The organism is Roseovarius aestuariivivens (assembly GCF_004761875.1).
Lineage (GTDB): Bacteria > Pseudomonadota > Alphaproteobacteria > Rhodobacterales > Rhodobacteraceae > Roseovarius > Roseovarius aestuariivivens.
This window is the reverse complement of the sequence record NZ_SJEY01000004.1, coordinates 56,969-79,225: the sequence shown is the minus strand read 5'-3', so window position 1 is coordinate 79,225 and position 22,257 is coordinate 56,969. Positions and strand designations below refer to the sequence as shown.

General features: G+C 65.6%; 21 protein-coding genes. 10 read left to right on the top strand and 11 right to left on the bottom strand.

Going from position 1 to position 22,257, the window contains the following annotated elements:
- Window position 1 precedes the first annotated feature (1 nt).
- Complete coding sequence (locus tag EZV60_RS07875) at window positions 2-313, top strand: P-II family nitrogen regulator (RefSeq protein ID WP_135504063.1); 312 nt, start codon at window positions 2-4, stop codon at window positions 311-313.
- Between the two features lie 6 nt (window positions 314-319).
- Here the strand turns inward: EZV60_RS07875 and EZV60_RS07870 are convergent, their stop codons facing one another.
- Both EZV60_RS07870 and EZV60_RS07865 read right to left on the bottom strand, forming a co-directional pair.
- The gene (locus EZV60_RS07870; protein ID WP_135504061.1) at window positions 320-1,951 is read right to left on the bottom strand and encodes a DUF4139 domain-containing protein; all 1,632 of its coding nucleotides are present in this window, start codon (window positions 1,949-1,951) and stop codon (window positions 320-322) included.
- Between the two features lie 198 nt (window positions 1,952-2,149).
- Window positions 2,150-3,172: an aspartate-semialdehyde dehydrogenase gene (locus tag EZV60_RS07865; protein ID WP_135504059.1), complete on the bottom strand. Its 1,023-nt coding sequence runs from the start codon at window positions 3,170-3,172 to the stop codon at window positions 2,150-2,152.
- Window positions 3,173-3,324: 152 nt separating this feature from the next.
- Here EZV60_RS07865 and EZV60_RS07860 point away from each other — a divergent pair, with 152 nt between their 5' ends.
- The 6 genes from EZV60_RS07860 (at window position 3,325) to EZV60_RS07835 (ending at window position 9,552) form a co-directional block, all read left to right on the top strand.
- On the top strand, window positions 3,325-3,669 hold the full coding sequence (locus EZV60_RS07860; protein ID WP_135504057.1) for an ArsR/SmtB family transcription factor: 345 nt from the start codon (window positions 3,325-3,327) through the stop codon (window positions 3,667-3,669).
- Complete coding sequence (locus tag EZV60_RS07855; RefSeq protein WP_135504686.1) at window positions 3,662-4,693, top strand: permease; 1,032 nt, start codon at window positions 3,662-3,664, stop codon at window positions 4,691-4,693. The genes EZV60_RS07860 and EZV60_RS07855 overlap by 8 nt, the downstream gene beginning before the upstream one ends.
- Before the next feature lie 201 nt (window positions 4,694-4,894).
- Window positions 4,895-5,554 carry an ABC transporter ATP-binding protein gene (locus EZV60_RS07850; RefSeq protein ID WP_135504054.1) on the top strand — a complete coding sequence of 220 codons (660 nt, stop codon included), beginning with the start codon at window positions 4,895-4,897 and terminating at the stop codon, window positions 5,552-5,554.
- The gene (locus EZV60_RS07845) at window positions 5,532-7,196 is read left to right on the top strand and encodes a KpsE/RkpR family capsule polysaccharide export protein (protein WP_135504052.1); all 1,665 of its coding nucleotides are present in this window, start codon (window positions 5,532-5,534) and stop codon (window positions 7,194-7,196) included. The genes EZV60_RS07850 and EZV60_RS07845 overlap by 23 nt, the downstream gene beginning before the upstream one ends.
- A 4-nt stretch (window positions 7,197-7,200) precedes the next feature.
- Entirely contained in the window at window positions 7,201-8,034 is an 834-nt protein-coding gene (gene kdsA, locus EZV60_RS07840; protein ID WP_135504050.1) for a 3-deoxy-8-phosphooctulonate synthase, read from the top strand.
- Between the two features lie 21 nt (window positions 8,035-8,055).
- Window positions 8,056-9,552 carry a phosphomannomutase/phosphoglucomutase gene (locus tag EZV60_RS07835; RefSeq protein ID WP_135504048.1) on the top strand — a complete coding sequence of 499 codons (1,497 nt, stop codon included), beginning with the start codon at window positions 8,056-8,058 and terminating at the stop codon, window positions 9,550-9,552.
- Between the two features lie 72 nt (window positions 9,553-9,624).
- Here EZV60_RS07835 and EZV60_RS07830 read toward each other — a convergent pair whose 3' ends face one another.
- The 9 genes from EZV60_RS07830 to EZV60_RS07790 form a co-directional block, all read right to left on the bottom strand.
- Window positions 9,625-12,501, bottom strand: coding sequence for an error-prone DNA polymerase (locus EZV60_RS07830; RefSeq protein ID WP_135504046.1), 2,877 nt, complete (start codon window positions 12,499-12,501; stop codon window positions 9,625-9,627).
- A 48-nt stretch (window positions 12,502-12,549) separates the two neighbouring features.
- Window positions 12,550-13,026, bottom strand: a complete 477-nt coding sequence (locus EZV60_RS07825; protein ID WP_135504044.1) for a hypothetical protein — start codon at window positions 13,024-13,026, stop codon at window positions 12,550-12,552.
- Window positions 13,023-13,505 (bottom strand): RNA pyrophosphohydrolase, encoded by a 483-nt coding sequence (locus EZV60_RS07820; protein WP_135504042.1) that lies wholly within the window; start codon window positions 13,503-13,505, stop codon window positions 13,023-13,025. The genes EZV60_RS07825 and EZV60_RS07820 overlap by 4 nt, the downstream gene beginning before the upstream one ends.
- Entirely contained in the window at window positions 13,502-15,514 is a 2,013-nt protein-coding gene (locus EZV60_RS07815) for a M3 family metallopeptidase (protein WP_135504040.1), read from the bottom strand. The genes EZV60_RS07820 and EZV60_RS07815 overlap by 4 nt, the downstream gene beginning before the upstream one ends.
- A gap of 26 nt (window positions 15,515-15,540) precedes the next feature.
- Window positions 15,541-16,605: a HesA/MoeB/ThiF family protein gene (locus EZV60_RS07810; protein WP_135504038.1), complete on the bottom strand. Its 1,065-nt coding sequence runs from the start codon at window positions 16,603-16,605 to the stop codon at window positions 15,541-15,543.
- The gene (gene dut / locus EZV60_RS07805) at window positions 16,605-17,060 is read right to left on the bottom strand and encodes a dUTP diphosphatase (RefSeq protein WP_135504036.1); all 456 of its coding nucleotides are present in this window, start codon (window positions 17,058-17,060) and stop codon (window positions 16,605-16,607) included. Before dut ends, EZV60_RS07810 begins: the two co-directional genes overlap by 1 nt.
- Window positions 17,061-17,106: 46 nt before the next feature.
- Window positions 17,107-18,300: a bifunctional phosphopantothenoylcysteine decarboxylase/phosphopantothenate--cysteine ligase CoaBC gene (gene coaBC / locus EZV60_RS07800; RefSeq protein WP_135504034.1), complete on the bottom strand. Its 1,194-nt coding sequence runs from the start codon at window positions 18,298-18,300 to the stop codon at window positions 17,107-17,109.
- 69 nt (window positions 18,301-18,369) lie between these two features.
- A complete protein-coding gene (locus EZV60_RS07795; RefSeq protein ID WP_135504032.1) occupies window positions 18,370-19,188 on the bottom strand; it encodes a ChaN family lipoprotein in 819 nt (272 codons plus the stop codon).
- Window positions 19,185-20,063: an RNA polymerase factor sigma-32 gene (locus EZV60_RS07790; RefSeq protein ID WP_135504030.1), complete on the bottom strand. Its 879-nt coding sequence runs from the start codon at window positions 20,061-20,063 to the stop codon at window positions 19,185-19,187. Before EZV60_RS07790 ends, EZV60_RS07795 begins: the two co-directional genes overlap by 4 nt.
- Window positions 20,064-20,181: 118 nt before the next feature.
- Between EZV60_RS07790 and cobU the strand changes: the two genes are divergently transcribed.
- Genes cobU through EZV60_RS07775 form a run of 3 tightly spaced genes read left to right on the top strand, consistent with a single transcriptional unit; the run spans window position 20,182 to window position 22,200 of the window.
- Window positions 20,182-20,694, top strand: coding sequence for a bifunctional adenosylcobinamide kinase/adenosylcobinamide-phosphate guanylyltransferase (cobU, locus tag EZV60_RS07785; RefSeq protein ID WP_245306249.1), 513 nt, complete (start codon window positions 20,182-20,184; stop codon window positions 20,692-20,694).
- Window positions 20,691-21,263, top strand: a complete 573-nt coding sequence (locus EZV60_RS07780) for a histidine phosphatase family protein (RefSeq protein WP_135504025.1) — start codon at window positions 20,691-20,693, stop codon at window positions 21,261-21,263. The genes cobU and EZV60_RS07780 overlap by 4 nt, the downstream gene beginning before the upstream one ends.
- A 58-nt stretch (window positions 21,264-21,321) precedes the next feature.
- Entirely contained in the window at window positions 21,322-22,200 is an 879-nt protein-coding gene (locus EZV60_RS07775; protein WP_135504023.1) for a glutathione S-transferase N-terminal domain-containing protein, read from the top strand.
- The last annotated feature ends 57 nt before the right edge of the window (window positions 22,201-22,257 follow it).

Here is a 22,257-nt window from a genome sequence, read left to right as displayed (position 1 = left end):
CATGCAAACCCACAAGGCCAAGCGCGTCGAAATCACCATCGAGCAGGTCATGCAGACCCGGCTGACGCGCACCCTGCGCGGCGCGGGCGTGACGGGCTATACCGTGCTGCCGGTCCGGGCCGGATCGGGCCGGTCCGGGGAATGGTCCCGGTCGGGTCAGATCAGCCGCGCCGAAGGCATGGTGCAGGTTGTCTGCATCATCAGGCCCGATCGGCTCGATACCCTGCTCGAGGCGGCTTTCGCCGTCGTCGAACGCCATATCGGCGTCGTGTGCGTGACCGATTGCGAAGTGCTGCGCGCCGAACGCTTCTGACCCTCCTTACTGCAGCACCCAGCCGTCCGGCCAGGTGATCGTCTTGGACAGGCGGATCTCCTGCGTGGCGCCGGGGGCGAGATCGAACCGCCAGGCCAGGATTCCGCGCTGATCATCGATATTCTGCTCTGCCGGGGCGGGCGTGGCGCGCCAGTCGATCTCCAGATCTTCCTGCTCGGTGAAGGGCACGCGGTCGATCACTACGAGGGGCCAGGTGCTCTGGGTCAGGTTCTCGACCGTGATGCGCACGGTCTCTTCCAGCGCGTTGGAGCGGCTGATCACGCCACGGTCGCCGCCCGAACGGTCGAGCACCACGCGCGTCACCTGCAGCCCGTCGACAGGCCCAAAGGACAGCGCCGCCGTGGCGCCCGACGGGATTAGGTCTAGATACCGTTGCCCGATATAGCGCCCGTCGAGATAAAAGCTTGCCTCGTCGCTGGGCAGGATCAGCTCGCCCGTGTCGTTTGTGATCTCGGCCACGAGATAGGCGGTATCATCGTAAAAGGGCACCGCCCGGGCGCGCAGATCGGTCGCGAGATCGAGCGTGCCGAGCGCGAGGCGAACCCGGTCGGCGCCGGTGGCGATGGTGACGGCGGCGGGGTACGTATAGGTGACGGCGATCCCATCGAACGCGGCGGCGGCGGTGGTCACGCGGACCTCTTCCGCCATCGGCGCCGCGGCTGCCGCATCGGCCATTTCCAGGCCCGAACGGCGTTGCAGGGTCAGAGGCCGGGGCATCTTGTCTTCCTCGTAGATGCGCAGGCCACGCGGAGACAGCACGCTTGGCGCCATCTGTCCCGCGGGACGCACGGTCGACAGCGTGACGGCGACATCACGCCAGTCTTCGCCGGTGGATTGCGCGACGAACGCCCCGCGCGCGACCGTCAGCGCGCCGGTATCCCGGACCAGACGCAGATCGTAAACTGGCGTCCACGAGGCGGCAGGCGTCACATAAGTAATTGTCAGCGTGCCTTGCGCGGCGGTGTCCGACGTCACCTCGACCGCCAGCGAGGCGCGCGTCTGTTCCTCGGTCAGAAGAGCGTTCAACGCCTGTTCGGCGCTGTCGCGGGCCTCTATCAAGGGTGCCAGATCGCGACTGGACTCTTCGGCGCGGCGTGTTGCCGCCTGTGCCTGTTGCAGCGCCTGAAGCGTCTCGTCCCCGATCATCTCGGTCAACGCCCTGAGCGCGCCGACATCCATCTGCGCGGCGCCGTCGTTGTCGCCGAGCCGATCAAGAAAGCGCACGCGCGCCTGCGCGGCCTCGGCCTCAAGCCGGATCGCCTCTACCGCGCCCTGCGCCTCGCGCAGGGCCACCTCATGCCGCTCAAGCTCGTCGCGGGCCTCGGCGATATCCGGGCGTTCGGGCGCGTCGCGCGGCGGCACGTCATCGCGCCGGGCCGTCACGCCGCCAAGCGTCGCGCCGGTAACCTCGACCCGGACCTGTTCCAGCGGGGTGGACCGGGGCAGATCGCGCAGGATAAGCCGATGCTGCCCCGCAGGCATGTCGAAGGGAACATTGCGGGTGACCGTAGCGCCCTGCGGAAAGAGCGTGACGGCGGTGACCTGACTTGTCAGAGGGATGTCGTCGGCCAGCGCCGCGAACGGCATGGCGAAAAGAATGAGGGCGAGGGATCGCATGGGCATGTCTCCTGCAGCGGTCCGGGAATGATGCGGGATCGGGCGCGGAACGCCAAGCCCGGCATTGCCGCGCAGGTTGAAAACGTCGTGACCCGCGCATCGCCCGTCACGCGCCGCCCAGAAAAACGCGCCGCCCAATGGATTGGACGGCGCGAACCTGAAAGACCGATGCGACTGGTCGCGTCAAAAGCGGCGGGATCAGCCTTTTTTGAGCACGCGATTGCCAAGTGTTTCGGCGATCTGCACCGCGTTAAGCGCGGCACCCTTGCGCAAATTGTCGCTGACGCACCAGAGGTTGAGGCCGTTCTCGATGGTGGCATCCTGGCGGATCCGGCTGATGAAGGTGGCGTAATCGCCAACGCATTCCTTGGGCGTGACGTATCCGCCGTCCTCGCGCTTGTCGACCACCATCAGACCCGGCGCTTCGCGCAGGATATCGCGCGCCTCGTCCTCGTCGAGGAACTCCTCGAACTCGATATTGATCGCCTCGGCGTGCCCCACGAAGACCGGCACGCGCACGCAGGTCGCGGTCAGCTTGATCTTGGGATCCACGATCTTCTTGGTCTCCGCCACCATCTTCCACTCTTCCTTGGTGGAGCCGTCTTCCATGAAGACGTCGATATGCGGGATCACGTTGAAGGCGATCTCTTTCTGGAATTTCTTCGGCGGCACGTCGGAGGTGGGGTTGTAGACCGACTTGGTCTGCTCCCAGAGCTCGTCCATGCCTTCCTTGCCCGCGCCCGACACCGATTGGTAGGTCGAGACGACGACGCGCTTGATCTTCGCGCGGTCATGCAGCGGTTTCAGCGCCACGACCATCTGCGCGGTCGAGCAGTTGGGGTTGGCGATGATGTTTTTCTTAGAATAGCCGTCGACCGCCTCGGGGTTCACTTCCGGAACCACCAGCGGAACTTCGGAATCGTAGCGATAGAGCGAGGAGTTATCGATCACGATACAGCCCGCCTTGGCCGCGATGGGTGCGTATTTCTTCGTCGCGTCAGAGCCGATGGCGAAAAGCGCGATATCCCAGCCAGTGAAATCGAACGCGTCGAGATCCTTGGTCTTGAGGGTCTTGTCGCCAAAGCTGACCTCGGTGCCCAGCGACCGGCGGCTGGCGAGCACCGCGATCTCGTCGACCGGGAACTGGCGTTCGGCCAGGATGTTCAGCATTTCGCGGCCCACATTGCCCGTGGCGCCGGCGATGACAACTTTGTACCCCATCTCAAGGAATCCTTCCGTAAAGGTTTCGACGGCGCGTCCTTACCCCAGCGCCGGAAGAGATGAAAGGGCTGCCGAAGATCCCGATCCATGATATTTCGAGATCTTTCGAAATTATACTTGCGACTCGGCTATATTTCTAGAATTATAGAAATATGAAAAATATTACCAACCCCAGCCTGAGCCTCGAACAGGCCGCTTCGACATTCGCCGCGCTTGGCAGCGAACAGCGCCTCGAGGTGCTGCGCACGCTGGTGCGTGCCGGGCCCGAAGGGCTGCGGATCGGAGAGCTTGGCGCACGCGCCGGGGTGACCGGCTCTACGCTGACGCATCACATGAAGATCCTGTCGCAGGCCGGTCTTGTACGGCAGCAAAGGCAGGGGCGCAGCATCCTGTGTGCCGCCGTCGCCTTTGACGAATTGCAGGCGCTGTCGCAGTTTCTGCTGCGCGAATGCTGCGCCGACGCCTCCACCCCGCACGAGGGCCATGACCATGGTTGAGATCCCGATCCCGCAATCCCGCGAGCTGTGGCGGCGCCTCGACAAGGCGTGGGCGGCCTTCGCGGCGATCCTCGTTATTCTGGCGCTGTTCGACCCCGGGCAGGTCTGGCCGATGTTGCGTTTCACTGCCGAGGCGTTGTGGCACACCGCCCCCTTCATCCTCTTCGCCGTTCTGGCGGTGGCCTATCTCAAGGCGACCGGGGCGGAATCCCTGCTGGCGAGGGCCTTTGAGGGACCGCAGGGCCGGATGATCGTCGTGGCAGCCCTGCTGGGCGGGCTGTCGCCCTTTTGCAGTTGCGAGGTGATCCCCTTCATCGCCGCGATGCTGGCGATCGGGGCACCGCTGGGCGCGGTCATGGCGTTCTGGCTGGCTTCGCCGTTGATGGACCCGGCCATGTTCGCCATCACCTCGGGCACGCTGGGCTGGGATTTCGCCATCGCCAAGGCCGTCGCCGCAGTGTCGATCGGCATTCTGGGCGGGAGCATCACCATGCTTTTCGCGCGCGGTCCGCTTTTCGCGGATCCGCTGCGCACCGCGCCGCAGGGCTGTGGCGGCTGTTGCAGCGCCAAGCGCCCCTTCGAGGGCAAGCCGGTCTGGCGCTTCTGGCAGGACGCGGACAGGCTGAGCACGTTCCGCGCGACCAGCCTGCAGAACGGGCATTTCCTGCTCAAATGGCTTGCGCTGGCCTATCTCATCGAGGCGCTGATGCTGCACTATGTGCCGGCAGAGGCTGTGGGCGCCGTGCTTGGGGGGCAAGGGATCGGGACGATCCTGCTTGGTGCGCTGGTGGGCGCGCCGGCCTATCTCAACGGCTATGCCGCAGTCCCGCTGATCGACGCGCTGTTGGCGCAGGGCATGAGCCAGGGCGCCGCGATGAGCTTTGTCATCGCGGGCGGGGTCAGCTGCATTCCCGCTGCGGTCGCGGTCTGGGCGCTGGTGAAGCCGCGCATCTTCGCCGCCTATTTCGCCTTCGGCTTCGCCGGGGCGGTGCTGGCCGGTCTGGTCTGGCAGGCCGTCGCCTGAACCGGGACCGGCTGGATTGGCGCGACGCGGGCACGTCAATGTCCGGGATTTTCGGAAATTTATTGAAAAGGGGCATAAAATCGCCCTGTTTTACTGTGACAAGATCGGGGAATTGAGGATAATGCCGGGAAACACGGCTAATACAGTCTTAAAGATGCCCCGCTAAAGAGGGTAGAACAGAGCAGCCCTGGAGCCTTTTCGATGCTCGAGTTCGACAATGTGAGCAAGTCGTTCTGGACCGGAACGCAGCGCAAGGTCATTCTTGATCGGGTGTCGTTTCGCGTCGAACTGGGTCGCTCACTTGGCATTCTCGCCCCCAACGGCACCGGCAAGACGACGCTGATCAAGATGATGGCAGGGCTGGAGAAACCCGACGAGGGCGAGATCCGGCGCGGCTGCCGCATCAGCTTTCCCCTGGGCTTCATGGGGGGCGTGGTGCCGCGGATCTCGGCCAAGGAAAACGCCCGATACATCGCGCGGCTTTACGGGCTCGACCCGGACTACGTCGAGGCCTATTGCCGCTATGTGTGCAATCTGGGGGAATATTTCGACCAGCCGCTCGGCACCTACTCCTCGGGCATGCGGTCACGCTTTACCTTTTCGCTGATGCTGGCGCTTGATTTCGATATGTATCTCATCGACGAGGGCATGCCGAATTCGACCGACGTGGAGTTCAACCGCCGGGCCGGCGATATCCTGAAAGAGCGGTTGCGCACGACGACGGTGATCATCGTCTCTCATCAGGCGCAGGTGCTGGAAAAATTTGTGCGCGAGGCGGCCGTTCTGATGAACGGCCAATTGTATATGTTCGACACCTTGGAAGAGGCGAGAGAGCTTTATGACTACGAAACCCAAGGCTAGAAAATTCCGCATCCGCCGCACGAGCCCGACAAGCACGGCACCGGGCGCAGAAACCGCACGTCCCGGCACGGAAACGGAGACGCCGCAGATGCACCGCACCGACGCCGCGGCGCAGGCCGGATCGGACGGCGCGCAGGACACGCCCCGCGAGACGCCGCGCGACGGCGAGGTCAGCTCGGCCCGCGAAATGACCGCCTCGCAGGATATCGACGGCATCCGCCGCGAGGGATTGACCGGGCGGCAGCTTCGCATGGCGCGGCGCATGGCGCAGAAACACGGGCTGGCGCCGACCTCGGATTTTGACGCCATGCGTCTGTTGCGGGCGCGCGGCATCGACCCGTTCCAGCGCTCGAACATCGTCGAACTGGTGTCCTCGGGCAAAAGCCAGGGCGCGGGCATGACCGACGAGGACGCCCAGGACAAGGTGCAGTTACCGCAAACGGTGCCGGTCAGCCGGGTCGCCCTGCCCGCGACCGAGATGAGCCCGGCCGACCGCCGCGCGCGCGAAATCCAGGCCATCCAGCGCGACATCGCCGCGCGCCGCCGGCGCAAGATCTTCCTGCTGATTTCACGGCTGGCGGCGTTTGTCTTTTTGCCGACGCTTGTGGCGGGCTACTACTTTTACGCCGTGGCGACGCCGATGTACGCAACCAAGTCGGAATTCCTGATCCTGACCGCCGATGGCGGGGGCGGGGGCGGCGGCGGTCTGGGCGGGCTCATTCCCAGCCAGTTCGCCACGGGGCAGGATTCGATCGCCACGCAATCCTACCTGCAATCCAAGGACGCGATGCTGCGGCTCGACAAGGACGTGGGGTTTCGCGACCATTTCAGCCAGGACCGGATCGACCCGATCCAGCGGCTTGATCCCGACGCCACGAACGAGGCCGCCTATAAGGTCTACAAGAAATACGTGAAGCTGGGCTACGACCCGACCGAGGGCGTCATCCGGATGGAGCTGTCGACCGCCGATCCGGAAACTAGCCGGATCTTCTCCGAAAAGCTGATCGATTACGCGGAAGAGCGGGTGGACCAGCTGAGCCAGGAAAAGCGGCAGGACGCGGTGAAGACCGCCGCGGAAAGCCTTCAGGACGCCAAGGACGAGCGCCGCGCGGCGCAGTTGCGGCTTGTGGAGCTGCAGGAGAACTCGATCCTCGATCCCGAGGGCGAGGTCGCCAATATCCGCCAGCTGATCGGCAATGTCGAAATCCAGCTGCAGGAAAAGCAGATCGCGCTGCAGACGCTGCTGAGCAATTCGCGGCCCAATCAGGCCCGGGTGGCGGCGCTGCGCAGTGAGATGTCGATCCTGCAAAACGAGCTCGACAAGCAGAACGCGCGGCTCAATCGCGCGACGGAAAGCTCAGATTCGCTGGCCAGCCAAGCCGCCGAGATTCAGATGGCGCAGGCCGATCTGGCCACCGCCGACATGGTGCTGCAGGCCGCGCTGGAGACCAAGCGCCAATCCGAGATCGAGGCCAACAAGCAGGTGCGATATCTGACTGTCTCGGTCAAACCCGTGGCCTCGCAGGATCCCTCTTATCCCCGGGCCTTCGAGAATACATTGCTTGCGTTTCTGATCTTCGCGGGTATCTACCTTCTCCTGTCGCTCACCGCGTCCGTGCTCAAGGAACAGGTCTCGTCCTGAACAGATGAAAACCGTCAACATCTCCGGTCTGCAGGTCGGCAACGATCAGCCCCTCACGCTGATTGCCGGTCCGTGCCAGCTTGAAAGCGCGGATCACGCGCAGATGATCGCCGGCCGCCTGCAGGAAATCTGCGCCGGCGCGGGCGCGCAGCTTGTCTTCAAGGGATCCTTCGACAAGGCAAACCGCACCTCGCTGTCGGGCAAGCGTGGGCTGGGCATCGACGAGGGTCTCAAGGTCATGCAATCGGTCAAGGACACGCTTGGCCTTCCGGTGTTGACGGACGTGCATCTGCCCGAGCAATGCGCCCCGGTGGCCGAGGTGGTGGACGTGCTGCAGATCCCCGCCTTCCTGTGTCGGCAAACCGACCTGTTGCTGGCCGCCGGTGCGACCGGCGCCGCGATCAATGTCAAAAAGGGCCAGTTCCTGGCGCCGTGGGATATGCCGAACGTGGTGGCCAAGCTGGAAAGCACCGGCAACACGCGCCTGCTTCTGACCGAGCGCGGTACGTCCTTTGGCTACAACACGCTTGTCGCCGATATGCGCAGCCTGCCGCAGATGGCGGCCACGGGATATCCGGTGGTGATGGACGCCACCCATTCGGTGCAGCAGCCCGGCGGACAGGGCGGCAGCAGCGGCGGACAGCGCGAATTCGCCCCCGTCATGGCCCGCGCCGCCGTCAGCCTTGGCATCGCGGCCGTTTTCATTGAAACCCACGAGGCGCCCGACACCGCGCCCTCGGACGGGCCCAATATGATTGCCTTGACCGATATGCCAGCCCTGATCGACACGCTGATGGCCTTTGATAGACTGGCCAAGACCGATCCGATCAGACTTTGACGTGAACAAGAGGACTTATTCGTGACGAAACCCGCCGCCGACGTGACGCCTAACACCTGGTCCTTTCTGCGAGACCCGATGATCAAGCCCACGGGCTTTCGCGAATACGACGCGCGCTGGAAATATCCCGAAGAGATCAACCTGCCGGGCATGACGGCGCTCGGTCTGGGCCTGGGCACGCAGATGCATCGCCGGGGCATTGCGCCGGTGATCGCGGTCGGCAACGATTACCGCGACTATTCGCTTGCGATCAAGAACGCGCTCATTCTCGGGCTGATGCAGGCGGGCATCCAGGTCAAGGATATCGGCCCCGCCCTCTCGCCCATGGCCTATTTCGCGCAGTTCCACTTGGATGCGCCGGCGGTGGCGATGGTGACCGCGTCGCACAATCCCAATGGGTGGACCGGCGTCAAGATGGGGTTCGAGCGCCCGCTCACCCACGGCCCCGACGAAATGGGCGAGCTGAAGGATATCGTGCTGAACGGCGAAGGCGAGACCCGCGATGGCGGCTCGTATGAGTTCGTCGACGGGGTCAAGGAGGCCTATCTCGACGACCTCGTGGGCGATTTCAAAATGACCCGCCCACTCAAGGTCGTCTGCGCCACCGGCAACGGCACTGCCTCGGCCTTTGCGCCCGAGCTTTTCAAGCGGATCGGCGTCGAGATCGTGCCGTCCCATAATGCGCTCGACTATACCTTTCCCAATTACAACCCGAACCCCGAAGCCATGGAAATGCTGCATGACATGGCCGCCAGCGTCAAAGCGAGCGGCGCGGATCTTGCGCTTGGGTTCGACGGCGACGGCGACCGCTGCGGCGTGGTGGATGACGAGGGCGAGGAGATTTTCGCCGACAAGGTGGGCGTCATCATGGCGCGCGATCTGTCCAAGCTTTACCCGAACTCCACCTTTGTGGCCGACGTGAAATCGACCGGGCTTTTCGCGGCCGACCCCGAATTGCAGAAGAACGGCGTCACGGCGGATTACTGGAAAACCGGGCATTCCCACATGAAGCGCCGGGTCAAGGAAATCGGCGCACTGGCCGGGTTCGAGAAGTCGGGGCACTACTTTCTCGCCGAACCGGTGGGCCGAGGCTATGACTGCGGCATGCGCGTGGCGGTCGAGATCTGCAAGCTGATGGACCGCAACCCGGATCAGTCGATGTCTGACCTGCGCCGCGCCCTGCCCACCACGTGGTCGACCCCCACCATGTCGCCCCATTGCGCGGATGAAGAGAAATACGACGTGCTGGCCCGGTTGGTGGACAAGCTGGTGGCCAAGCATGACGCGGGCGAGAACTTTGCGGGGCAGCCCATTAAGGAGGTGGTCACCGTGAACGGTGCGCGCGTCATTCTCGAAAACGGCTCCTGGGGTCTGGTGCGGGCGTCGTCGAATACGCCGAACCTTGTGGTGGTCTGCGAAAGTGCGACCTCCGAGGACGAGATGCGGACGATCTTCGCCGAACTGGACGCGGTCATCCGGACCGAGCCGTCGGTGGGGGAATACGACCAAAAGATCTGAAGGCGCGCCCAGCTTCTTCTTGGCGAAAATACTTCCACCGGAGGCATCTGACATCCGCGGTGTGTGCGGCCCTCACCGCGCCGGGGGCGGCGTCAGCACATCGCGCAAGAGCGCCAGCGGATGCGCCTTGAGCGAGAGGCGGGTGGCGACGTAATCCTCCACCACCTCCTCGCCCAGCGTCATCTCGGGCAGATGCACGGCGGGCTCTGCGACCCCCTCGCCCTCCATGTCGCCGGAGAAGAGCGGCAACGGCGTGTCGCCCTCCAGCGCGCGCGCCTCCCACAGCGCCGCGCGGCGCGTGAGACCCAGCCCGGCAAACGCGTCCGCCTCGGCCAGGCACGCCACCGCCGGGGGCGACAGGCCGGCGCGCCGCCAGACGTCGCGCACCGCCCGATAGCCGTTGCCGCGCGCCGCCGCGATCCAGCTGGCGTCTTCCTCGCTCATGCCCTTGACCTGCCGAAAGCCCAGCCGTAGCGCCAGACCGCCCTGCTCGTCGGGTTCCATCACGTTGTCCCAGAAGCTGGCGTTGATGCAGACGAGCCGCACCTCGACCCCGTGCTCGCGCGCGTCGCGCACGATCTGGGCCGGCGCGTAAAAGCCCATCGGTTGCGAATTCAGCAGCGCGCAGGCGAAGATGCCGGGGTGATGGCACTTGATCCATGCACTTGCATAGACCAAGAGCGCGAAGGACGCCGCGTGGCTTTCCGGAAAGCCGTAGCTGCCGAAGCCCTCGATCTGGGAAAAGCACCGCTCGGCGAACGCCGCATCATAGCCGTTCCTGGCCATGCCGCGCAGGAAGCGCGTGCGGAATTCGCCCACATGCCCGAGCTTCTTGAATGTGGCCAGCGCCCGACGCAGGCGGTCGGCCTCCTCGGGGGTGAAGCCCGCCCCAATGATGGCGATCTGCATCGCCTGTTCCTGAAACAGCGGCACGCCCAGCGTCTTGCCCAGAACCCGGCCCAGCTCGTCCGACGGAAACTCTACCGGTTCCTCGCCGTTGCGCCGCCGGATATAGGGGTGCACCATGTCGCCCTGAATGGGCCCGGGCCGGATGATCGCCACCTCGATCACCAGGTCGTAGAAGGTGCGCGGGCGCATCCGCGGCAGGAAGTTCATCTGGGCCCGGCTTTCCACCTGGAAAACGCCCACGCTGTCGGCGCGGCAGAGCATGTCGTAAACCTTCGGATCCTCGGGCGGCAGGCTGGCCAGCGTATGACGAATACCGTGGTGCTGCGCCAGAAGGTCGAACCCCTTGCGCAGGCAGCTCAGCATGCCCAGCGCCAGCACGTCGACCTTGAGAATACCAAGACTGTCGATATCGTCCTTGTCCCAGCAGATGACCGTACGCCCTTCCATCGTGGCGTTCTCGATCGGCACCAGCTCGTCAAGCCGCCCCTCGGTGATGACGAACCCGCCCACATGCTGCGACAGGTGTCTCGGAAAGCCCTCGATCTCGGCCACCAAATCCAGCACCTGCTGCAGCCGCCGGTCATCCGGGTCGAGCCCGATCTCGCGCAGGCGCTTGCGCACCACCTGCCCGGACGAGAAAAACCCCCAAAGTTGAGAGCTGAGCGCGCCGATCGTGTCCTGGCTCAGGCCCATCGCCGCGCCCACTTCGCGGATGGCCCGCTTGCCGCGATAATGGATCACCGTCGCGCAGAGGCCCGCGCGATGCCGCCCGTAACGCTCGTAGATATGCTGGATCACCTCCTCGCGGCGTTCGTGTTCGAAATCCACATCGATATCGGGCGGCTCGTCGCGGGCCTCGCTGACGAAACGTTCAAAGACCATGGTGCCCATCTCGGGGCTGACGCTGGTGACGCCCAGACAATAGCACACGACCGAGTTGGCGGCCGAGCCGCGCCCCTGGCAGAGGATACCGCGCGAGCGCGCGAAATGCACAACGTCCCGCACGGTCAGGAAGTAGGGTTCGTAGTTCAGCCGGGCGATAAGGTCGAGCTCATGCGCCATCATCTTCTGCACCCGGTCGCTGGCGCCGCCCGGGTAGCGCCATTTGAGCCCCTCCTGCGCCAGTCGTCGCAGCCGGTCGGTGGGGCTTTCACCCTCCGCCACCTCGGACGGGTATTCATACCGCAGCGCGTCGAGCGAAAAGTCGAGATCCGCGGCCAGCGCAGCGGCCCGGTCGACCGCGGCCTCGTGGCCCTGAAAGAGCCGGCGCATTTCGACCTCGGCGCGCAGGCGGCATTCGCCATTGGCCAACGCGGCGCGGCCCAGCTCCTCGACCCGGCACCCAAGGCGGATGGCACTCAGAACATCGGCCAGGCGGCGGCGGCGCGCATGGTGCATCATCGGGCAGGCCGAGGCGACGGTAGGCAGGCCGAGATCGTCCGCCAACCCCGCCAGCCGGTCGAACCGCGGCGCATCGCGCCCGTCATAGCGTGGCGCCATGAGCAGATGCATGTCGCGGCCCAGCCTGTCCACGAGGCGCGCGGCCTGATCGCGCCAGGCGCGCGTCACCCGAGCGGGCGGATGCAGCAAGAGCGTGATCTCACTGGCGCCGGTCAGCATGTCCGCAACGCCCAGCTGGCAGTCGCCTTTCTCGGCACGCAGCCGCCCGGTGCTGAGCAACCGGCACAGCCGCCCCCAGCCCGTGCGGCTGCGCGGCAGCGCGGTCAGCCGCACGCCCTCGGTCAAAACAAGACGCGCGGCGGGCAGGAATTTCGGCACATGCGCCCAGGCGGGCGGCTGCGGGTCCGGCGCGGGCGGGCCCACGGGGCCATGCGCGGCCTCCCAGTCCTGCCGCTCTTTGACCTGGCGGGCGATCTCGCGCACCCGGGTATGCGCCCGCACGATGCCCGCCACGGTGTTGTCATCGGCGATGGCGAAAGCGCCCAGGCCAAGCCACGCGGCACGCTCGGCATACTCCTCGGGGTGGGACGCCCCGGTGAGGAAAGTGAAGTTGGAGGTGATGGACAACTCGGCAAACATGGCGAGTCATCATTATATTCACGTTTTGTTCTATTTCGAGTCGAAAGATCAGAACGCAGGCTCGCACGCCTCGCCCCGCAGACAGGCCAGAGCCTGATCCAGCTGCGCCGGCGTCGGATCGGCAAAAATCATGCTGCCGCAGGGATCGGCGGGCACGACATACTCCGTGCCGGTCTTTTCCACGAAAACAAGATAGTCCGTGCCCGCGGACGCGCCGCCGCACCACGGGCCGAAGCACTGCAGCTTTAGCGTGACGTCACGGTCGAACGCCGTCTCAAAGCCGGCCCGCGACAAAACGGTGCCGGTCAGGCGCGCCGGGATCAGCGTGTCGGGCGGGTCCTGCCGGGAAAAGTCGGGCTCCGGGATCAGAGCCTCGTCGAATTGCAGCCGGCCGTGCACGACCACATAGATCTGCTCGGCTGCGTCCGCACGGACAAAGCTGCCGGCCACGGTCGGGCGCATGCACGAGAGCGCCAGCGCCGGGCCGGCGCAGAGAACAAGCGCGGCGGCGAAAAGCGCCTTCATATCCGCTCTCCCAACTCGTCCAGCACGGCCTCGTAGACCGCGCGCTTGAAAGGCACGATGGCCGCGGGCAGGTCCGCCGGCGGCAACCAGCGCCATTCGGAAAACTCCGGTTGGTCGGTCTGGATGTTCACCTGGTCATCGGTGCCGTGAAACCGCAGCAGGAACCATTTCTGCTTTTGCCCGCGAAACCGGCCCTTCCAGACCTTCGGCACAAGATCGTGCGGCAGGTCGTAGGTCACCCACCCCTCGGTCTCGGCCTCGACCGTGACCAGATCGGCGGGGACGCTTGTTTCCTCCCAAAGCTCGCGTAAAGCGGCGGTTCTGGCGTCTTCGCCCTCGTCCACGCCCCCTTGCGGCATTTGCCAGGCGGGCGCGTCGGTATCGATGCGTTGCCCGACAAAGACGTGACCCGCCTCGTTGGCGAGCATCACGCCGACGCAGGGCCGATAGGGCAGCTTTGCGATCTCTTCGGGTGTCACGCCGCCAGCCCCCGGCCCTTCAGCAACGCCTCGACGCCGGGCATCTTGCCCCGGAACGCGAGATAGAGATCCTGCGCCTCGCGGCTGCCGCCGGTGGAGAGAATATTCTCCTCCAGCGCCTTCGCGCGCTCCGCGTCAAATGCACCGCCGGCTTCCTCGAACGAGGCGAAGGCATCCGCATCCATCACTTCCGACCACATGTAGCTGTAATAGCCCGAGGAATATCCGTCGCCGGAAAACACATGCGCGAAATGCGGCGTGGCGTGGCGCATCACGATGGCGCGGGGCATGCCCAGACTGTCCAGTACCTCGGCCTGTTTCGCCATCGGGTCGGCGGGAGGCGCGCCGTCGTGGAATTCCAGATCGACAAGCGCCGAGGCGACGTATTCCACCGTCTGGAAGCCCATGTCGAAATTCGCGGCCCCCAGCACCTTGTCCAGCATGTCCTTGGGCATCGCCTCGCCGGTCTCGGCATGGGTGGCGAATTCGGCCAGGACTTCTGGCACTTCCAGCCAATGCTCGTAAAGCTGGCTGGGCAGTTCCACGAAATCGCGCGCCACGCTGGTGCCGGACATGGATTCATATGTCACGTCGGACAGCATCTGATGCAGGGCATGGCCAAATTCGTGGAACAGGGTGCGCGCATCGTCATAGCTCAAAAGGGCCGGATCACCCTTGGCGAAGTTGCAGACATTGATAACGATCGGCCCCTGGACCTTGGGGAACCTGGCCTGCTGGCGCATCGCGCTGCACCACGCCCCCGAACGCTTGGAACCGCGCGCGAAATAGTCGCCGATGAAAACCGCGACGTGCTGTCCGTTACGGGTGACCTCCCAGGCGCGGCAGTCCGCGTGGTAAAGCGATACGTCGATGGGCGTGAATTCGAGCCCGAAGAGACGATTGGCGCAAGCAAAAGCCGCCTCGATCATGCGCTCAAGCTGCAAGTATGGCTTCAAGCCCGCCTCATCCAGATCATGCTCGGCCTTGCGCCGCTTTTCCGCGTAATAGCGCCAATCCCACGCCTCGAGCGGGCCGTTGACGCCATCGGCCTGCATCATCTCGGTCATCTTGGCGGCATCCGCCTCGGCCTGCGCCTTGGCCGGGGTCCACACGTCATACAGCAGTTTGCGCACCGCCTCGGGCGTCTTGGCCATCTCGGTTTCCAGCTTGAAGGCCGCGAAATTCTCGTAGCCCAGCAGTTTCGCGCGCTCTTCGCGCAGGGCCAGGATCTCGGCGGCGATCTCGCGATTGTCTGTCTTGCCGCCATTGGCCCCGCGCGAGGTCCAGGCGCGGAACGCTATTTCGCGCAGATCCCGGCGGGGCGAGAATTGCAGGAACGGCACGATGAGCGAGCGCGACAGCGTGATCACAGGACCGTCCGCGCCTTTCTCTTCGCCCGCCGCGCGAGCCGAGCGGATCAGGAAATCAGGCAGACCGGTCAAATCCTCCTCGGACAGCTCCATGAACCAGTCGGATTCGTCGGCCAGCAGGTTCTGCGTGAAGGCCGTGCCAAGTTCGGCCAGCCGCGAGCGGATCTCGCGCATGCGCGTATCCGCCTCGCCTTCCAGCGCGGCCCCCGCCCGCACGAAGGACCGCCGCGTGAGCAGCAAGAGCCGGTCCTGTTCCGGTGTGAGGTCCAGCGCCTCGCGGTTCTGCCAGAGCGACTCGATGCGCGCAAACAGCGCCTTGTTGCCGTAGATTTCCGAGGAATAGGCCGCGAGCCTGGGGGAAAAGGCCCGCTGCAGTTCCTGTCGCTTGGGGTTGCTGTCCGCGCCCGCCACGGTGAAGAAAACCGACAGCACCCGGTCCAGCGTCTTGCCCGCCGCCTCCAGCGCTTCGATGGTGTTGCCGAAACTGGGCGGGGCGTCGTTGGCGCCGATGGCGGCGATCTCGGCCCGGGCCTCGGTCAGCGCCTCTTCCAGCGCGGGCTCGAAATGGGCGTCGGTGATCTGGTCGAAGGGGGCGATGTCGAAAGGCGTGGACCAATCGGTCAGAAGCGGGTTCGTCATGGGGGCAACTTTCCTTTGACCCTTACCTAAGCGTCGGTTCGGCTCCCGGCAATGGCGTCGCCGCAGACCGGGCACTCGGCGCGCCGTGTCAGCGCGATCTTGCGGCTTTCGCCGTAAAGCGCGTCGTAGATCAGCATTTCGCCACGCAGAACCGCGCCGGCACCGGTGATAACCTTGATCGTCTCGACCGCCATCATGGCGCCGACCACACCCGGCAGCGGCCCCAGTACGCCCGCCTCGGCACAGCTGGGCGCAAGGCCGTCGGCCGGCGCTTCGGGGAAGACGCATTGATAGCAGGGCGTGCCGCGCGCGGGATCAAAGACGCTCAGCTGCCCTTCCCATTGCGACAGGGCGCCCGAGATCAGCGGCTTGCCCAGGCGGGCCGCCACGCGGTTGGCCAGATATCGCGTTTCGAAATTGTCGGTGCCGTCGAGGATCACGTCATAATCCGGGAAGAGCCCCTCGGCGGTTTCTTCATCAAGGCGCCGCTTGTAGGGCAGCACCTCGGCATAAGGGTTCTGCGCGGTGACCGCGTCCTTGGCGGAAAAGACCTTGGGCATACCGATCCGCGCATCGGTATGAATCACCTGGCGCTGCAGATTGGAATTGTCGACCACGTCATCGTCCACGATGCCGATCCGACCCACACCCGCCGCCGCGAGGTACAGGATCGCCGGAGAGCCAAGCCCGCCCGCGCCGATCACCAGCACGCCCGCGTCCTTCAACCGCTTTTGCCCCGGCCCGCCGATCTCGCGCAGCACGATATGCCGGGCGTACCGCTCAAGCTCGGCCGGGCGGAAGGGGCCGCCGCCGGTCTCGGGCACGTCGCGTTTCGCATCGATCCGGTGCCTGACCCGCCGCAGCACCGCGCGATACCCCATGAAAAGGGCCGCGAACCCGCCCAGCAAAAGCCAGGGCGCCGCCGCCTCGCCGGTGGCGAGGCGCAGCGGATGGCCCACCGGCAGGATCAGGTGCAAAAGCACGACACCCAGCCACAGCACACCGATCATGGTCCAGCGCATCCGGCGCGGCGTGCCCATCAGCGCACCAAGCCCCCAGAGAGCGGCGGCAAGGACCAGAACCAGCAGCATCAGGACACCCCCGTGGAGCCGAAGCCGCCCGCGCCGCGCGCCGTCGTGTCCAGGGTGTCGACCACGTCGAACCGCGCCTGCAAGACCGGCGCAACCACCATCTGCGCGATGCGCGCGCCATGGTCGATCACGAAAGGCTCGGATCCGGCGTTCATCACGATCACGCCGACCGGTCCGCGGTAATCCGAGTCAATCGTGCCGGGACTGTTCGGCAAGGTGATCCCATGTTTGAGCGCGAGGCCGGAACGGGGCCGCAACTGCACCTCGTAGCCCTCCGGCACCGCCATGCGAAGGCCGGTCGGCACCAGCACTCGGTCACCCGGCGCGACCGTCACCGCCGCGCGATCCGGGAAATTCGCCCGCAGATCCGCCCCCGCCGCGCCCGCGCTTTCATAGGCGGGCAGGCCAAGATCGCGATCCGCGCCCTCATCCCAGGTCAGGCTGATGGTCACCATGCGCCGCGCTCTTTCCCCGTTCCGGACCTTCCCACCATGCAACGCCTCAGGCCAGCGCCTCGGCCACGCGCTGCGCGAGGCGGGCCGCCACTTCGACCTTGGTCATGCGCGGCCATGCCTCGGCGCCATCGGCCGTGATCAGCGTCACTGCGTTGTCCGTGCCGCCCATAATCCCGGTCTCGGGACGCACGTCATTGGCCACGATCCAGTCGCAGCCCTTTCGCGCGCGCTTGGCGGTGGCGTTGTCAATCACATCATCGGTCTCGGCTGCGAAGCCCACGACAAGCCGGGGCCGGTGCGTCTCTCTTTGCGCCACGGTGGCAAGGATGTCGGGATTTTCCTCGAATTCCAGAACCGGCAAGGCGCCTTGCGTCTTTTTCAGCTTGCGGTCGGAGGCGGATTTCACGCGCCAGTCCGCCACGGCGGCCGCAAAGACCGCTGCATCGACGGGCAGAGCGCCCTCGACCGCGGCCAACATGTCGCGCGCGCTTTGCACCCGAACCACCTCGACCCCGCCGGGCGGCGGCGTGTCCGCCGGGCCGCTGACGAACACCACCTCGGCCCCCAGCGCGGCCAGTGCCCGGGCAATCGCCGTCCCCTGCGCGCCCGAAGATCGGTTGGCGATGTATCGCACCGGGTCGATCGGTTCGTGCGTGGGACCGGACGTGACGACGATCCGCTTGCCCGCCAGTGGCCCCGCCGCCAGCTTGTCCTCGACCGCCGCGACGATTTCCAGCGGTTCGGCCATGCGGCCCGGGCCGTACTCGCCGCAGGCCATGTCGCCCGAATTGGGCCCGACCATGCCGATCCCGTCGGCGCGCAGGACCGCGATATTGCGCTGGGTCGCGGGATGCTCCCACATGCGCACGTTCATCGCCGGTGCGAGCAGCACGTCTGTGTCGGTGGCCAGAAGGAGGGTAGAGGCAAGATCATCGGCCTGACCCGTCGCCATCTTGGCCATCAGATCGGCGGTGGCCGGTGCCACGACGATCAGATCGGCACTGCGACTCAGCTCGATATGGCCCATCTCGGCCTCATCGGTCAGATCGAAGAGATCACCATAGACCTTCTGCCCCGCCAGCGCCGACACCGACAGCGGCGTCACGAACTCTGCGCCCGCCCGCGTGAGCACTGGTGTCACCGCAGCACCCCGTTCGCGCAAACGACGGATCAGGTCGAGCGCCTTGTAGGCCGCGATCCCGCCGCCGATGATCAGCAATATCCGCGTCGATGCCAGCATATCCGTCTCTTTCTTGACCGCGGCGAGCCTAGGCGTCCCGTCGCACAGAGACAAGGCCGCGTGATGCGCCTATCGGAACGCCTCGCACGGGTCGCCCCGCTCTGGCGCGGGGGCGTCCAGCACGATGTCGAACCCGCCATCCGGCGCGCGCCCGTCTTCGCCCTGCCCCACGACGACGACCCGCAGATCCGGGCGCTGCTTGTCCAGGAAGACCGGCATGCCCCAATCCGCCCGCGCATGACCGTTTCCGGTGATCACAAGAACCGGCCCTCCGGTTTCTTCGAGCGCCTGTAGCGTCGCGCGGGCCAAAACCGCGTCGCGGAGTCGTTGTATGGCCACCATCGTCGGCAACATCTCCTCTGGCAGGGCGCCGCAATGGGCATCGGCCTGCAGCCTCTCGCGCGCATTTTGTTCAGTCGCCGCAAGCGCGGTGTCGAGACCATAGGCACCCGCCTCTGACCCGAACGCAGCGGCAAGCCCGTCTTCCATCGCGGCACGCGCCTGTGCCCGATCCATCAGGCCCGGATAGATTTTTGCGTCCGGAGCCGCCGCGAGGATCGGATAGTACATCGCGAAATCCGGCCAGCCGGAATCTTCCCAGTCCAACGCGGCACGCAAGCGCGCTTCGTCCGTACGGATTTCGGGCGTGATCGCCGTCACCTGCTTCTCGCTCAACATCTCAAAGACGATCGCCGCCGGCGACAGCCGCTGCGCAAGTTCCGCCTGAACCTGATGATGGGCCGGGTTGTCATGCACCTCGCCCACGATGACAACCTGCGCCGCGTCGAGGCGCGCCAGATCGTCGGCCTCAAAAGTATTGGCCGCGTCCCCGGCAAGGGCGCGGCCACAGGCCAGAATGGCCAGACACAACGACAGCAGGCGCATCATGCCAAGAGGCTTTGCACCTCGCCGCCCTGCTTTTCGAGAAACTTCCGCATCTTCTGGAATGCCGCCGCTTCGATCTGCCGGACCCGCTCCTTGGACAGGCTCAGCTCTTCGCCGAGGCTTTCCAGGGTGCGCGCCTCATCCCGCAGCTTGCGCTCGGCGACGATAAAGCGTTCGCGTTCGTTGAGGTTCGACATAGCGCCGGCCAGCCAGTTGCGCAGCGTGGTGCGATCACGGTCATCCTCGACAAGCTCGTCGCCGCGCTTGCCCTCGTCCTCGATCGTGTCGATCCACTCGCGCCCGTCCTCGTCCGCGGCCTGCGTGGCATTGAGCGAAAAGTCCGTGCCAGACAGCCGGCCTTCCATCATCTCAACGTCGCGCAACGGCACGCCGACCTCGATGGCGATCATCTCGCGCAGCTGGTGACGGTCAAGCTCTTCGCCGCGCGACATCGCCTCGCGCTCCAGCCTGGCCTGCACACGGCGCATGTTGAAAAAGAGGGACTTCTGACTGCTGGTGGAGCCTGTGCGCACCATCGACCAGTTGCGCATCACGTAATCCTGAATGCTCGCCTTGATCCACCAGACCGCGTAGGTGGAAAAACGCACGCCCCGGTCGGGATCGAACTTGTCGGCGGCTTTCATCAACCCAAGACCGGCCTCTTGGATGAGGTCGTTCATCGGCGCGCCATAGCGGCGGTACTTGGCCGCCATCGATATCGCGAGACGCATATATGCGGTGATCAGGCGGTGCAGGGACTGCTCGCACCTCTGGTCGCGCCATGCGTAGGCGAGCGTCCGCTCGGTCTCCGCATCCAAGAGTTCCGCCTGCATGGCGGCACGCGACATATCCGTGTTGTAACTTCCGTCCAGTGCCATACGTTATCCCCCTGGCCAACGTGTTATATGCTCTTTGCGAGGTAATTATGTGGGAGATACGCGCGATGCCTAAGTTTGGATCCAAAAAAAATGCACACGTGAAATAATGTTGCCCGCAATGACCCTCGTGATCGGCGGCGCTGCTTCCGGAAAATCGCTTTACGCAGAGGACCTTGTCCGCCGGATGGGACGGCCGCTCGTGTATCTGGCCACCGCTCAGGCCTTTGACGAGGAAATGCGCCAGAAGCTGGATCGGCACCGCGCGCGGCGCGGCCCGGACTGGCGCACCATCGAGGAGCCGCTCGATCTGGGGCGCACGCTGGCTGCCATCGGCGGCGACACGGCGGTGCTGGTGGATTGCATCACCATGTGGCTCAGCAATCACCTTCTGGCCGAAACCGATCCCGAAGAGGCACAGGCCGAACTGATGGCCGGGCTCGCGCTCTGCGCCGCGCCGGTCGTCCTTGTGACCAACGAGGTGGGTTTGTCGGTAGTGCCAGAGAACGCGCTTGCCCGTCGGTTTCGCGACGCGCAGGGCACGCTCAACCAGAAACTCGCGGCCAAGGCGGGCCTCGTCGTCAATGTCGTCGCCGGTCTGCCGCAGGCGCTCAAGGGAGAGTTGCCGGCATGAGCCGCCTCTTCTGGGTGCGTCACGGACCGACCCACGCGAAATCCATGGTCGGCTGGTCGGACCTGCCCGCCGATCTGTCCGATACCGCCGCGCTCACGCGGCTACATGCGCACCTGCCCGACACGGCGGCGGTCGTCTCCTCCGACCTCAGCCGTGCGGCGGCCACTGCCGATGCCATCGCCGGCGCGCGCCCGCGCCTGCCGCATGACCCTGACCTGCGCGAGATCCATTTCGGCAAATGGGAGCTGCAGGGCTTCGACACGATCGAGGATCAGGAGCATCTGCGCGCCTTCTGGGAAGATCCCGGCGATATCCGCCCGCCGGGCGGCGAAAGCTGGCACGAGGTATCGACCCGCGTTGACCGTGCCGTGGCCCGCCTGGTCGCGGCGCATCCCCGGCGCGACCTTGTCGTCGTGGCGCATATGGGCGTGATCCTGACACAGGTGCAAAAGGCGCTCGGGCTTTCGGCCTATGACACTTTCGCCCATCGCATCGACAACCTCTCGGTGACGGAACTGCACCGGCATGGCGACGTGTGGCGGGCGGCAGCGATCAATCACCGCCCGTGATGATCCTGCCGCCAAAACAGAATTTCGCGGCGCGCCGGCACGGCTCTATGCTGCGGCCATGACCTACGATCTCTATCTCGGCGATTACAGCTATTCTTCCTGGTCCCTGCGGGCCTGGATGCTTTTCGAACGCGCCGGCCTGCCCCGCCGGCTGCATCTGCTGGATTTCGACGATCCCGTGCCGGTGGCGCAGCAACTGGCGTCTCTCGTCCCGGCGCGCACCGTTCCCACGCTGGTGACGCCAGAGGGCGCGATCGTTTCCGAAAGCCTCGCCATCGCCGAAGAACTGGCCAGCCGCCATCCCGAGGCCGGCCTCTGGCCCGCCAATCCCGCGGCCCGCGCCACCGCGCGCAGCCTCGCCTCGGAAATGCACGCGGGCTTCGGGCCGCTGCGCGACCATTGCCCGATGAACCTGCGCACGGCCTATCGCGACGTGCCGGTGCCCGAGCCCGTGATCGCCGACCTGCGGCGGCTCGAGACGATCTGGGATCACGCGCGCGCCGTCACGGGCAGCGACACGCCCTGGCTTTGCGGGCACTACTCGGTGGCTGACGCGTTCTTCGCCCCCGTCGCGGCCCGTATCGCGGGCTATGACCTCGCGGTTGCCGACAGCGCGGCGGCCTATGTGGCGGCGCATCTGGCCGATCCCGCCTTCCGCCGGTTTCGCGCCATGGGCCTCGCCCGCGGCGCCACGCTCGCACGTTACGCCCGGGATTACGCCACGGTTGCCTGGCCCGGCCCTGCGCCGCGCCCGGCCCGCGCGGTGGATCACGGCCCGGCAGAGAACGCGGCCTGTCCCTACTCGGGCGAGCCGGTCACGCATTATCTTGAAACCGACGGGCGCGTCTTCGGCTTTTGCAACGCGTTCTGCCGGGACAAGACCATGGCCGATCCGGATGCCTGGCCCGCCTTCACCGCCCTGCGCACAGCGGCCTGAAACCACCCGCGCCCCGTCTTCTTCCTGCCCAGAACACTCATGTGACCCCGCCGAACC